At 78.0% G+C, this 12634-nt stretch carries 13 protein-coding genes; 3 read left to right on the plus strand and 10 right to left on the minus strand.

Annotated features, from left to right (window positions below; all coding sequences use genetic code 11):
* Positions 1-6 precede the first annotated feature (6 nt).
* The 7 genes from AC2TDM_RS08090 to AC2TDM_RS08120 form a co-directional block, all read right to left on the minus strand.
* The gene (locus tag AC2TDM_RS08090) at positions 7-1008 is read right to left on the minus strand and encodes an AAA family ATPase (protein WP_239078954.1); all 1002 of its coding nucleotides are present in this window, start codon (positions 1006-1008) and stop codon (positions 7-9) included.
* Positions 1005-1547: a hypothetical protein gene (locus AC2TDM_RS08095; protein WP_484636319.1), complete on the minus strand. Its 543-nt coding sequence runs from the start codon at positions 1545-1547 to the stop codon at positions 1005-1007. Before AC2TDM_RS08095 ends, AC2TDM_RS08090 begins: the two co-directional genes overlap by 4 nt.
* Positions 1544-2281 (minus strand): DUF4129 domain-containing protein, encoded by a 738-nt coding sequence (locus AC2TDM_RS08100; protein ID WP_484636320.1) that lies wholly within the window; start codon positions 2279-2281, stop codon positions 1544-1546. Before AC2TDM_RS08100 ends, AC2TDM_RS08095 begins: the two co-directional genes overlap by 4 nt.
* A gap of 20 nt (positions 2282-2301) precedes the next feature.
* The gene (locus AC2TDM_RS08105) at positions 2302-3030 is read right to left on the minus strand and encodes an FAD-binding oxidoreductase (RefSeq protein ID WP_484636321.1); all 729 of its coding nucleotides are present in this window, start codon (positions 3028-3030) and stop codon (positions 2302-2304) included.
* A complete protein-coding gene (locus AC2TDM_RS08110) occupies positions 3023-3625 on the minus strand; it encodes a sulfite oxidase-like oxidoreductase (protein ID WP_175499238.1) in 603 nt (200 codons plus the stop codon). Before AC2TDM_RS08110 ends, AC2TDM_RS08105 begins: the two co-directional genes overlap by 8 nt.
* Before the next feature lie 10 nt (positions 3626-3635).
* Positions 3636-3875, minus strand: coding sequence for a hypothetical protein (locus AC2TDM_RS08115; RefSeq protein WP_484636322.1), 240 nt, complete (start codon positions 3873-3875; stop codon positions 3636-3638).
* A gap of 63 nt (positions 3876-3938) precedes the next feature.
* Complete coding sequence (locus AC2TDM_RS08120; RefSeq protein WP_090030829.1) at positions 3939-5267, minus strand: hypothetical protein; 1329 nt, start codon at positions 5265-5267, stop codon at positions 3939-3941.
* A gap of 161 nt (positions 5268-5428) precedes the next feature.
* Here AC2TDM_RS08120 and AC2TDM_RS08125 point away from each other — a divergent pair, with 161 nt between their 5' ends.
* Together AC2TDM_RS08125 and AC2TDM_RS08130 are read left to right on the plus strand one after the other, a co-directional pair.
* Positions 5429-6247 carry a hemerythrin domain-containing protein gene (locus tag AC2TDM_RS08125; protein ID WP_484636323.1) on the plus strand — a complete coding sequence of 273 codons (819 nt, stop codon included), beginning with the start codon at positions 5429-5431 and terminating at the stop codon, positions 6245-6247.
* Between the two features lie 111 nt (positions 6248-6358).
* Positions 6359-8263 carry an adenylyl cyclase gene (locus AC2TDM_RS08130; RefSeq protein WP_484636324.1) on the plus strand — a complete coding sequence of 635 codons (1905 nt, stop codon included), beginning with the start codon at positions 6359-6361 and terminating at the stop codon, positions 8261-8263.
* 100 nt (positions 8264-8363) lie between these two features.
* Here the strand turns inward: AC2TDM_RS08130 and AC2TDM_RS08135 are convergent, their stop codons facing one another.
* Both AC2TDM_RS08135 and AC2TDM_RS08140 read right to left on the minus strand, forming a co-directional pair.
* A complete protein-coding gene (locus AC2TDM_RS08135) occupies positions 8364-9356 on the minus strand; it encodes a LacI family DNA-binding transcriptional regulator (protein WP_484636325.1) in 993 nt (330 codons plus the stop codon).
* Positions 9357-9526: 170 nt separating this feature from the next.
* A complete protein-coding gene (locus tag AC2TDM_RS08140; protein WP_484636326.1) occupies positions 9527-10180 on the minus strand; it encodes an LON peptidase substrate-binding domain-containing protein in 654 nt (217 codons plus the stop codon).
* 99 nt (positions 10181-10279) lie between these two features.
* Between AC2TDM_RS08140 and ligD the strand changes: the two genes are divergently transcribed.
* Entirely contained in the window at positions 10280-11248 is a 969-nt protein-coding gene (gene ligD, locus AC2TDM_RS08145) for a non-homologous end-joining DNA ligase (RefSeq protein WP_484636327.1), read from the plus strand.
* A 29-nt stretch (positions 11249-11277) separates the two neighbouring features.
* Here the strand turns inward: ligD and AC2TDM_RS08150 are convergent, their stop codons facing one another.
* On the minus strand, positions 11278-12525 hold the full coding sequence (locus AC2TDM_RS08150; protein WP_484636417.1) for a glycosyltransferase: 1248 nt from the start codon (positions 12523-12525) through the stop codon (positions 11278-11280).
* Between the last annotated feature and the right edge of the window lie 109 nt (positions 12526-12634).

The raw sequence follows: 12634 nt of genomic DNA on the forward strand, positions 1-12634 counted from the left end.
CGGCGCTCACGAGGCGGCGCGTGCGGACGGCGGCGTGGGGGTGGCGGCCAGGGCCGCGCGCACCACGACCTCGGGTGCCAGGCCCGAGGCCCAGGCCCCGGGAGCGAGCGTGAGGCGGTGCGCCAGCACGGGCACGGCCACGGCCTTGACGTCCTCCGGCAGCGTCACCGCGCGCCCGTCGAGGACGGCCCGCGCCCGGGCGACGAGGAGCAGCGCCTGGCACCCGCGCGGGGAGGCACCCACCTCCACGGCCTCGTGCCGCCGGGTCGCCGCCGCGAGGTCGACGCAGTAGCCCAGCACGTCGTCGTCGACGTCGACCGCCTCCACCCCCGCCTGCATCGCCAGGACCTGCGCCGGCGTCGTCACCGCCGCGACGTCCGCGCGCTCCTGCCGCCGGGCGGTCCGGCGGCGGAGCACCTCGACCTCGCCGTCGCGCTCCGGGTACCCCACCGCGAGCCGGACGAGGAAACGGTCGAGCTGCGCCTCCGGCAGCGGGTAGGTGCCCTCGTACTCGACGGGGTTGGCGGTCGCGACGACGTGGAAGGGCGCCGGCAGCGGGTACGACGTGCCCTCGACGGACACCTGCCGCTCCGCCATCGCCTCGAGGAGCGCCGACTGCGTGCGGGGCGCGGTGCGGTTGATCTCGTCGGCGAGCAGCAGACCGGTGAAGACCGGCCCGGGCCGGAACTCGAACCGCGTCTGCGCCGGGTCGTAGACCGAGGAGCCGGTGATGTCGGCCGGGAGGAGGTCCGGCGTGCACTGCAGGCGGGTGAAGCGCAGGCCCAGGGCGCCGGCGAGCGACCGGGCCGCCAGCGTCTTGCCGAGTCCGGGGACGTCCTCGAAGAGCACGTGCCCGCCGGCCAGCACGGCGGCGAGCGCCAGCCCGAGCGCGTCGTCCATGCCCACCGCGACCGTGCGCACGGCGTCGAGCACCCGCGCCCCGAGGCGGGCGACCTCGGCCACGGGCAGCGGCTCGGCCGGCGGGCTGGGGGTGGACGGCTCGGTCACGCGGTGCCTCCTCGGGCGACGGGCGGTGCGGTGGACGAGGCGGTGGACTTGGCGGTCGTCGGCCCACCGGGAGGGGCGCCCGCCGGGCGCAGCCGCTCGAGCGCGTCCAGCGCGGCGACGGCGGCGCCTGTGCGGGGAGGCGCAGCCGTGCCCAGGGTCGCGGCGACGGCCGGCCCGAGGGCGGCGACGACCGAAGCCGCGTCGTCCGGGTCCACGCCGACGGCCCGCGGCCGCACGTGTGCGGCGGCCTGCAGCCGGCGGTGGAACCCGAGGCCGACGTCGCCCCCGCGCGTGGTGAGGACCCACACGAGGTCGCCGACGTCCGTGCGCGCGCCGGGGACCGGCGGCGGCTCGGGCCGGGGCAGGACGGGGTCCGGGGGCGGGTCGGCCCGCACGACGAGGGCCGTCGCGACGAGGACCGCCAGGGCGAGCAGGCCGACGGTCGCCGTCCTGAGGCCGGCGGCCCACGTCAGGCCGGCCACCACGGCGGCGAGCAGCACGCCGCCCGCCGCGCGGTCCCGGCGCCACGGACGCCTCACGCCCGCACGCGCCAGTCGCGGGCGAGGGTTACCAGGCACGCACGGGCGAGGGCGACCTCGTCGGCGTCGAGGCGCGCCGCCGGACCGACGCCGTAGCGGGCCCGCTGGTAGAGCCGGAGCAGCGTGCGGACGGCGTCGGGCTCGGCGTCGGTGGCGGCGAGCACGGCGGCCGTGAGCTCGCTCGACGTCCAGGTCGCCGCACGCGGGACGCCGCTCTCGGCGGCGGCCCTCTCGACCGCCAACCAGGCGGCGACGACGTCGTCGCCACCCGCGCCGGGCGCGTCCAGGCGAGCCAGCGCCGCGGTCGCGGCTCGGTGCAGGGCCGGCAGGTCGGGCACGAGCGTGTCGCCGCCGGCCCCGGCGTCCCCCGGCGCGAGGTCGCCGTCGGCGGCCGTACCGGTCTGCCCGCGCTCGCGGGCCTGCCGGCGGACGACGCGCACCACCCAGCGGACCACGAGGACCGCGAGCACCGCGAGCGCGAGGACGGCCGCGACACGCAGGGCACCCGACGGGGCGTCGCCGGCGGTGGGTGCGCCGCTCTCGGCGCCGGGGACGGCGACCGGGGTGGGCAGCGGTACGGGTGGGGGAGCGATCGGCGCGAACGCGTCGAGGCGCGCCGGGCCGGTGGTCCAGTCCGCGCCGGCCGCGGCCCCGACCACGACGAGGACCCCGGCGGCCACCAGCGTCAGCGCGACCACGGCGGCGCGGCGGGCCTCGCGGCGGTCGGGCGGCACGTCCCGACCGTACCCGCCGGTTAGCCCGTCTTCCCGAACCGCTCCACGCGCACGGCGCCCTCGTCGACGCCGAGCTCCACCAGCAGCCGGCTCGCGGCGCCCGCGAACCCCGCCGACCCGCACACGAAGGCCGGCCCCGGCCCGACGAGGGTCCGCAGGTCGTCGGCGCCGAGCCGCCCGGCGGCCCGGCCTGCGGCGTCCTCCCGCGACAGGGCGACGAGCGCCCCGGCGGCGAGCAGCTCGTCGGCGTAGGGCAGGAGCGTCCGGGTGCGCGCGGCGACCGCCAGCCGGAGTCGCTCGCGCACCCCGAGGTCCTGCGCGTGCCGCAGCATCGCGACGAGCGGGACGACGCCGCTGCCGCCCCCGACAGCCAGGGCCGGGCCCGACCCGTCCCAGACGAACCAGCCGCCGACGGGCCCGCGCACCTCGAGGGTGTCGCCCGCCCGCACCTCGTCGGCCAGGAACCCGGACACCTCCCCGTCGGGGAGCCGGTCCACCCACAGCTCCACCGCCGGGTCGGACGGCGCGGAGGCCACGGAGTAGGACCGCTGGGCGCGGTAGCCGTCGTCGGCGGTGAGGCGCACGACGTAGTGCTGGCCGGGCACGTGGTCCACGCGGTCCGGCACGTCCAGGCGCAGGCGCACCGCCGCGGGGTGCGGGTGGTCGGCGCTCAGCACGCGCGCGTGCCGCCACCCGCCGACGGGACCCGTGGACGGGCCCGCGGCGGGCGCGAACAGCGCGTCAGTCACCCTGGTACCGCTGCTCGGTCCAGGGGTCGCCCCGGTCGTGGTAGCCGTTGCGCTCCCAGAAGCCCTGCACGTCGTGGTCGAGGAGCGTCAGGCGGGTCACCCACTTCGCGCTCTTCCAGAAGTACAGGTGGGGCACGAGCAGCCGCACGGGGCCGCCGTGGTCCGGCGTGAGGGGCCGGCCCTCGTGGCTCCACGCGACCCAGGCCTTGCCGCCGGTGACGTCGGCCAGGGGCAGGTTCGTCGTGTACCCCGTCGTCGAGGTGGCCAGGACGAAGGCCGCCTCCGGCCGGACGCCCGCGGCCTCGAGGAGCAGGTCCACCGAGACGCCCTCGAACGAGGTGCCCAGCATCGACCACGTCGTCACGCAGTGGATGTCGCCCTCGTAGCGGGACTGGGGGAGGGCGTGCATCTCGTCCCAGGTCCAGGTGCTCGGCCGCTCGACGAGGCCGTCGACCGACATCGTCCACGTCTCGGGCCGGAGGTTCGGGGTGACCTCGGCGGTGAGCACCGGCCAGTCCCGCCCGGTGTCGTACTGGCCCGGGGGCAGCCGCGGGTCCGTCTCGCGCCGCCGCCCGGTGAAGCCCCGTGTCGCCATGCCGGGCACCCTAGCGCCGGGCGCGCCCCGCGGTCCCGTCCTGCGCGCGCTGCTGCCGCACGTGCGCCAGGAGCAGCGCCACCACCGGGACGACGAGCCCCGGTGCGGCCCACGCGACCTCCCCGGTGAGGACGAGCGCGGCATCGGCGGCGGTGCCGCCCGTGAGCGCGCCGAGGGTGAGCACGGGCGCGACGCGTGCCCGGGCCCCGGTGAGGGGCGCGGCGACGCCCGTCGTCACGTCCGTCGTCACGCCCGGCCCATCGGCGGCGGTCAGGGCCCGCCGAGCGGTCGGCGTCCGGGCGACCCGGTCGGCTCAGTCGGTCGGGCCCACGACGTCACGCAGCTGGGGGACGCTGAGCGGGGAGGTGCTGGCCCCGGCGCGCAGCGCGGTGGCCAGCGTCCCGGGGCTCGAGCGCAGCTCCGCCAGCGCGGCGCGCACGTCGGGGTCCCCGAGCAGGACGTCCGCCAGCAGCCACAGGCCCGTGCCCGTCCCGGTGTCGGCGCCGGCCGCCTCGGCCAGCTCGGTGAGGGGACGCATCGCCAGGGCGGCGGGCTCGTCGAGCAGGAGCGCCGCGACGCGGGCCGTCGCGGGGGCGCCGGGGGCGGTGGCCGCCTCGCGCAGCACCGCACGGGCGGTCTCGGCCTCGGGCTCCTCGCGCCCGCGCAGGTGCGCGGCCAGGACGAGGACGAGGTCCTTGCCCTGGTCCCCGGTGCGACCGCCGGCCAGCCCGGCGACGGCGGCGCGGACGAGGTCCGGCAGCGCCGCTGCGGGGGGCCGGGCACCGAGCACGACGAGGTGCGCCGGCCCCGGCGTGCCGTCGGCGAGGGCGCGCAGCGCCAGGTCCCACCAGCCCGGGCGCGTGGAGGGGTGGTCGTGGCAGGCGCGCGCGGCCACCGCCGCCGGGACGTCGTGCACGGGCGTGCCGAGCTCGACCGGCGTGAGGACGCCGTGCAGCACGTCGGGGTCCAGCCGGCCGTCCAGCGCGTCGACGACGGCGGCGAGGACGGGGGTCCCGCCCGCCACCTGCTCCCGCGCGCCGCGCACGATGCCGGGCACGTCTGCGACGTCGGCGAGCTCCAGCGCAGCGGTGAGCTGCTGCAGGGTGTAGTCGGCGGTGCTGGTGCGCGCGGCGTCGACCGTGAGCGCGACCTGGATGCGCTCGCGCAGCCGCCGCGCGGTGCCGGGGTCGCGCGCCTCACCGGCCAGGTCGCGCGTCATCTGGGCGTGCTGGGGGCGCAGCGTCGGCGCGTCGAGCAGCGAGACGGCGGTCGCGCCGACGAGGAGCGCGTCGCGGTGCTCCGTGTTCATGACCCACCGCACCAGCGGCGCGGGCACGGGGTCGGCGTGCTTGAGCAGGTAGGTCAGCGCGCCGGGGTCCGCCCGCTCGAGCAGGGCGGCCGCGAGGGACGAGCGCCGCGAGCGGACCAGCGCGGCGTGGACGGGCAGGGCGCGGTCGTAGGGCACCGCCGTGATGTCGACGGCGTCGACGACCTCGCGCACGCGGGCCGGGTCCGCGGCGGCGTGCACCTGCCACACGGCGGTGGCGACCGCCCCCGGGAGGTGCTCGCCCAGCGCGGACCACGTCTCCGTGTCCGTGTCCGGGTCGGCGAGCAGCAGGGCGACGAGCGGGTGGTTGTCCACCGGCCCAGTGTGCCGGAGGGTGTGCCGGAGGGCGTGCCGACCGGGCGCGTCGGGCGCGGCCCGGCACGTCGGCGTACCGACGCGACGTGCCCTGGCGCCGGTGGACCGGCGCCGCGCTCGGCACGGTCCAGAGGTGGGCGGACCCCGGGAGGAGACCCACCATGGCCGGACCCGACCCGCACGTCGGCACGCAGACCAGCACGCCCAGCAGCACGCCCAGCAGCACGCACGTCCACCCGCACGTGCCCGTCCCCGACGTCCCGCCACCGGCGGGCACGTCGATCGGCGAGCAGTCCCTCGCCGCGCTCGGCGGTCGGCTCAGCGTGCTCGCGCGGCAGCGCGCGGACCACGAGCACCTCGACGCGCTGCTCGCGGAGCTCGACGCGACCGACAGCCGGGCGCAGGAGGACGTGCTGCGGCGGCTGTACCGCCTCGTCTTCCCGCACGCCTTCGCCGAGGAGTCGGTGCTGTGGCCCGTCGTGCGGCGGGCGCTGCCCGACGGGGACGCGATCACCCTCGACGTGGAGCGGGAGCACCAGGAGGTCAACGAGCTGGTGACCCGTCTGGAGTCCCTCCCGCCGGGGCACCCGGAGCGCCCCGCCGTCCTGGGCCGGCTCGCCGCGGTGCTGCGCGAGGACGTGCGTGACGAGGAGGACGTCCTGTTCCCGCGGCTGCAGTCCGTCACCGACCGGCGCGAGCTGCGCCGGCTGGGCCTGCTGTGGGAGGTCGTCCGCCGCGTCGCGCCGACCCGGGCGCACCCCCTGGTCGCGCGGCGCCCGCCCGGCAACGTCCTGGCCGCCCTGCCCCTGGCTCTCGTCGACCGGACGCGCGACGTCGTCGACCTGCTGGTCCAGCGCGGACCGCGGGCCTGGGCGCCCGTGCTCGGCACGGCGGGAGCCGGTCTGGCGCGGCTCGGGCACCTCGTCGAGCACCTGCCGCCCCTGCGCCGCGGCGACGACCCCTCGACGCACCGGGGCTGACCGCTGGTCGTGACACAGGCCTGACGAGCCCGTAGTGTCAGCTGCTGGTGACACGAGTCACCGCCGGCCGGTCCCCGGCCGAGCCGTCCTCGATGGAGAGGGTCGCCCCGCATGCCGCTCACCACCCCACCGCCTCGCCGACGCCTGCCGCGCGTCCTGGCCGCCGCCGGCGCCGTCGCCGTGCTCGGTCTGCCCGCGCTGACCACGCCGGTCGCGGCGGCCCCTGCCCGCCCCGCCCCCGTCGACCTCGGCGCGCGCGTGGTGGTCCTCGACCCCTCGATGCCCGTGCAGCAGATCGAGGACACGGTCAACACGATCGCCGCCCAGCAGGTCGACGCCGAGATGGGCACGGCCCGCTGGAGCGTGCTGCTGCGCCCCGGCACCTACGGCTCGGCCGCCGACCCGCTGCAGCTGCGCGTCGGCTACTACACGGAGGTCGCCGGCCTCGGCGCCTCGCCGGGCGACGTCGTCGTCCACGGCAAGATCGAGAGCTACAACCGCTGCCTCGGCGACGGCGGCACGACGAACTGCATCGCCCTCAACACGTTCTGGCGCACGCTGTCGAACCTCACGCTGCGGATCGACGGCGGCGGCCAGGACGGGTGCCGGCAGAGCGCGAACTTCTGGGCCGTCTCGCAGGCGGTGTCGGTCCGGCGGCTGGACGTGCAGGGCTCCGTGCCGTTCTCGCTCATGGACTACTGCACCGCCGGCCCGCAGTACGCGTCGGGCGGCTTCATCGCCGACTCCCGCTTCGGTGCCGTGGTCAACGGGTCGCAGCAGCAGTGGCTCACGCGCGACAGCGTCGTGGGGTCCTGGTCGAACGGCGTGTGGAACCAGGTGTTCTCGGGCGTCGAGGGCGCGCCCTCCGACGAGGACTTCCCGACGCCGCCCTACACCACCCTCGACACGACGCCCGTGAGCCGGGAGAAGCCGTACCTCTTCGTCGACGGCCCCGGCCGCTACGCCGTGCGCGTCCCGGCGGCGCAGACCGCCAGCCGTGGCGTCACGTGGGCCGACGGCACCACGCCGGGCCGGACGGTGCCGCTGACGGACTTCTTCGTCGCGCGGCCCGGAGACTCGGTCCAGCGCATCAACGCGGCGCTCGCCTCCGGCAAGCACCTGCTGCTGACGCCGGGCGTCTACGACGTCGACCGGTCGATCCGCGTGACCCGTCCCGGCACGGTGGTGCTGGGGATGGGGCACGCCACGCTCACCGCCGTCGGCGGGTCGGTGCCGCTGACGGTGTCCGACGTGCCGGGCATCGTGGTCGCCGGCGTGACCGTCGACGCGGGCACGGTCGAGTCGCCCGTCCTGCTGCAGGTCGGCGCGACGCACCCCGGGGTCGGCCACGGCAGGTTCTCCGACGCGGACCGCGCCGCCGACCCGATCACGCTGTCCGACGTCTACTTCCGCGTCGGCGGCCCGCACGTCGGGCGCACGGACACGGCGCTGCGCATCGACGCGGACCACGTCCTCGTCGACCACACGTGGGTGTGGCGTGCCGACCACGGGGTCGAGGGCTTCACCGCCGGCGTGAACGGCGACACCGACCGCTGGCGCACCAACACCGGCCGCACCGGCGTCGTGGTCACGGGCGACGACGTCACGGCGACGGGGCTGTTCGTCGAGCACTTCCAGCAGCGCAACCTCGTGTGGGAGGGGGAGCACGGGCAGGTGGTGCTCTTCCAGAACGAGCTGCCCTACGACCCGCCGACGCAGGCGGACTGGCAGCAGCCCGACGGCACGCTCGGCTGGCCCGGGTACACCGTCGCGCCGGACGTCACGCAGCACCGGCTGTGGGGCGGCGGGGTGTACGTGTTCAACCAGAACGACCCGTCGATCGTCACGGAGGACGGGTTCTCCGTGCCGGACGCGCCGGGGGTCGTGCTCGAGCACGTCATGACGGTCCACCTCGGCGCCGGCACGGTCGAGCACGTCGTCAACGGCGTGGGCGCGCGCTCCGACGCCGGCACCACCGGGGTCCCGAGCTACGTGGTGCGGTACCCGGCCCCGTGAGGCGCGGCGCGCCGGCGGCCCCTGCCGCCGGCGCGCCGACCACGTCCGCCTCGCCCGCCCGGCTCGCCCTGCCCGGCCCGGCCCGCCCGGCCCGACCCGGCTAGCTCGACCCCCGCACGACGAGGCGCACCGACGTGGGCGGGTGCGGCGGCACGGCGCGCCCGTCGAGCGTCGCGAGCGTGACGGCGGCCAGGTGGTCCGCCTCCACCTCGATCTCCTGCTGGACCGTGCTCAGCGGCGGCACGGCCAGGCGCGCGGCGGGCTCGTCGTCGACGCCCACGACGGCCACGTCCTCCGGCACCCGGGCGCCGACGGCGCGCAGCCCGGCCAGGACCGCGAGGGCGACCTCGTCGTTGTAGGCGAGCACGCCGTCCACCCCCGCCGCCGCCCAGACCCGGCACACCTCCGCGGCGGCGTCGGGGTCGGGCGGGACCTCCGCGACGAGCGGGTGGGCCGCGCCGACCGCCGCGCACGCCGCGCGCACGCCCGCCAGGCGCTGCGCGGCGAACCCGGCCAGGCGCTCGTCGGCGGGTGCCGCGTACGCCAGCCGGCTGCGCCCGCGTCCCAGCAGGTGCTCGGCCTGCAGCCGCCCGATGCCCTCCTGCGCGCCGGCGTAGGCGGCGGGGTCCGGGGCGGGGTCGCGGCCGTCCCGCCCGACGAGCGCGCCGACCGGGGTGATGCCCGCCCGACGCATGGCGTCGAGCTCGGCCGGGTCAAAAGGCGCCAGCCCCACGACCGCCCGCGGCGACACGTGCCGCCACAGGTCCGCGAGCGGCCGACGCCCCCGCCCGTGGTGCACGAGCACGGACAGCCCGCGCTCGGCGAGGTCGGTGGTGAGGCGGTCGAGGAGCGCGTCGACGACCGGCCCGATCGGCCAGTGCGGCAGCACGACGACGACGAGGTCGCTGCGGCCGCGGCGCAGGGTCCGGGCGGCCGCCGAGGGGGCGTAGCCGAGGCGCTCGGCCGCCTCGAGGACGCGGGCGCGGGTCGCGGCGGAGATCGTCGTGCCGGGCGTGCCGTTGAGGACGTAGCTGACGGTCGTGCGGGAGACCCCGCTCGCGCGCGCGACGTCCGCGCTCGTCACCACCGCCACCGCGCCCCGCCTCCCGTCGTGCGTCGTCCGTCCCTCACGGGGGCGGACGTGCACCCGCCCGCTCCCGTCCTGTGGCGCCGAGGGTAGTGCGGGCGCCCGGGGCGGCGGCGTCCGTCCCGGCCGTGGTGCCCGGTCGTCGTGCCAGGCCCTCGGGCCGTCAGCGCTGGTCGTCAGCGCGGGTCGTCCTCGTCGCCCTCGCCGTCGTCGAGCCACCCGGCCTCGAGCGTCGGCAGCACCGCCCGCGTCTCCTCCACCAGCCGCGCCAGCAGCGCCGCCGCCGTCGTCGAGCGCAGGAGCGCGAGGGTGTCGAGCGCGCCGAGCGGCGCGATGCCCGCGAGCTGCCACATCCGGGCGGCGGGGTCGTCGGCGAGCGCCACGTCCGCGGGCCACCGCAGCTCCACGAACTCCGCGGCCCGCACGAGCGTCTCGCGCACCACCCGCTCGGCCTCCGCCAGCGCGGCGGGGTCCTCGGGCACGAGCGCCGGCAGCATGCGGACCTCCGCGCGCGGGTAGGGGTCGTCGTCGAGCCAGCGCACCACCTCGAACCGCTCGGTGCCGCGGGCGACGAGGACGACGAGGCCCTCGCCGACCTCCACCTGCACGATCCTCGCCACCGTGCCGGTGCCGAACCGGACGTCCCCGCCGCCGACCTCCGAGCCGCGCTCGATGAGCACGACGCCGAACTCGCGCTCGTCGGCACCGAGCACGTCCGACAGGAGGGCGACGTAGCGCGGCTCGAAGACCCGCAGCGGCAGCGGCATCCCCGGCAGCAGGACGGAGCCGAGCGGGAAGACGGGGAGCACGCGGGTGGGCTCGTCGGGCACGACCCGATCCTGCCCCGTCCTCGCACGCGTGTCCTCGGACGCGTGTCGCCGGGCGCGGTCCCCGGTGCGCGGGCGGGGACGGCTGCGCTTGGATGGGGCATGGCCAGCACCCGGACGCCGGCGGTCGAGCTCGAGGTCGGCGGGCGCACGGTCCGCCTGTCCAGCCCGGACCGCGTGATGTTCCCCGCGACGGGCGCGACGAAGCTCGACCTGGCGCGGTACTACCTCGCGGTGGGCGACGGCATCGTCGCCGCGCTGCGGGAGCGCCCCTGCATGCTGCACCGGTTCCCGGACGGGCTGGCGGGGGAGAAGGTCCACCAGAAGCGCCTCCCCGCCGGCGCGCCGCCGTGGATGGAGACGGTCGAGGTCTTCTTCCCGCGGTACCGCCGCACCGCCGACGAGCTGTGCGTCACCGAGCTCGCGCACGTGCTGTGGGCCGTGCAGATGTCGACGGTGGAGTTCCACCCCTGGAACAGCCGCCGCGCGGACACCGAGAGCCCGGACGAGTGGCGGATCGACCTCGACCCCATGCCGGACTGCCCCTTCGACCGCGTGCAGCGGGTGGCGGGGGTCGTCCACGAGGTGCTCGACGACCTCGGGGCGGTCGGTTGGCCCAAGACGTCGGGCGGCAACGGGCTGCACGTCTACGTGCGCGTCCGCCCCGATCACGGGTTCGCCGACGTGCGCCGGGCGGCCCTCGCCTTCGCGCGCGAGGTCGAGCGGCGGGCGCCCGACGACGTGACGACGACGTGGTGGCGCAAGGACCGCGACCCGGCGCTCGTGTTCGTCGACTACAACCAGAACGCGCGCGACCACACGATCGCCTCCGCGTACTCCGTGCGCGGCACGCCCACCGCGACGGTGTCCACGCCCCTGCGGTGGGACGAGGTCGACGACGTCGACCCCCGGGACTGCACCATCGCGACCGTCCCTGCGCGCTACGCCGCCCTCGGCGACCTGCACGCCGGCATGGACGACGCCGTCTTCGACCTCGCGCCCCTGCTCGCGTGGGCCGAGCGCGACGAGGCGGCCGGGGCGCCGGAGCCGCCGGCACCGGACGTCGCCTGAGCCGGCGCCTGAGCCGGCGCCGCCCGCCGTCAGAGCGCGGTGAGCACGTCCAGCGCGGCGGCCAACCCGTCCTCCTGCCGGACGAGCCGTCCGACCTCCGCGGCCGCCTCGCGTCGACCGAGCGCATCGGCGACCGCGGGCAGGAGCGTCGCCGCCGACAGCCGACGCAGCGGCACGGGCGCCGCGGCGATACCGCGCCGGTGCAGCCGCGCCGCCCAGAAGGGCTGGTCCGCCGTGACGGGCACGACCACCGAGGGCACGCCGGCCCGGGCGACGGCGTGCGTGGTGCCCGCCCCGCCGTGGTGGACGACGAGCGCGGCCCCCGGCAGCACGCTCCCGAAGGGCGCGGCCGGCGCCGCCAGCACGTCGGGCCCGCGGAGGTCGTCGGGCAGCGCGAGGCCGCCCCACCCGGTGAGCAGCAGCGCGCGCAGCCCGTGGGCGCGGGCGGCGGTGATGACGCCGCGCGCCCGGTGCTCGGCACGGTCGCGGGCACGGTCGCGGGCACGGTCGCGGGCGCGCTGCTCGCCCCTCCGCCCGGCGGCGCCCGCCGCCATGGAGCCGAACGACGCGACGAGGTGCCCCCCACCCGCGACGAAGGCCGCCACCGCCGGGTCGACGTCGGCGGACGCGTCGTCGTGCCAGTGCCCCGTGAGGTGGACGCGCGCCGGCCAGTCCCGCGGCCGCGGCAGGAGCTGCGGGCTGACGGCCATGAGCGTCGCCCGGGACGGCGTGCGCCGGGCCGGTCGGCTCCCCGTCGGGAGCTGCGCCGCCGCCCGCGCCACCTCGGCGTCGAAGACCCGGGCCGCAGCACGCGGCACCGCGTAGGTCGCCCGGTTCCAGCGTCCGAGCTCGCGGGTCGCGGTCGGGCCCCCGGCGGCGGGCAGCTCGGCCGACGGCGTCGCGACCGGCGCGAGCTCCACCAGCACCCGCGGGACGCCCAGCGCGTCGGCCGCCAGGGGCGCGGTGAGCACGAGGGCGTGATGCACGACGACGTCGGGCGCGAACGCCACCGTCTCGCGTACGGCGGCGGACAGCATCCCCGCCATCGCCGGCCGCACCTCGTCGCGCAGGTGCCGGGCGAGCGCCCACGGCGTGGCACCGGGCGCGGGCAGCACCCGCCGCGCGTCGAGGTCGAAGCGCACGACGTCCAGCCCGTCCGGCACGTCGGCACCGGTGGGCACCGCGAGCCGCACCTCGTGCGCGCGTGAGGCCACGTACCGAGCGAGGGCGACGAACGGCTCCACGTCGCCGCGCGTCCCGGCTGTCAGCAGCATCATGCGCACGCGACCAGTGTGCGCTGAGGGGACCGGGTCCCCGTGCGCTGGCGGCGCGCTCCGCGCCGCGGCTATGTTCGCCGTGCCCGCGGGGCCCCGACGGGTCGCTCAC

The sequence above is a fragment of the Cellulomonas sp. plas2 genome (genome assembly GCF_057221735.1).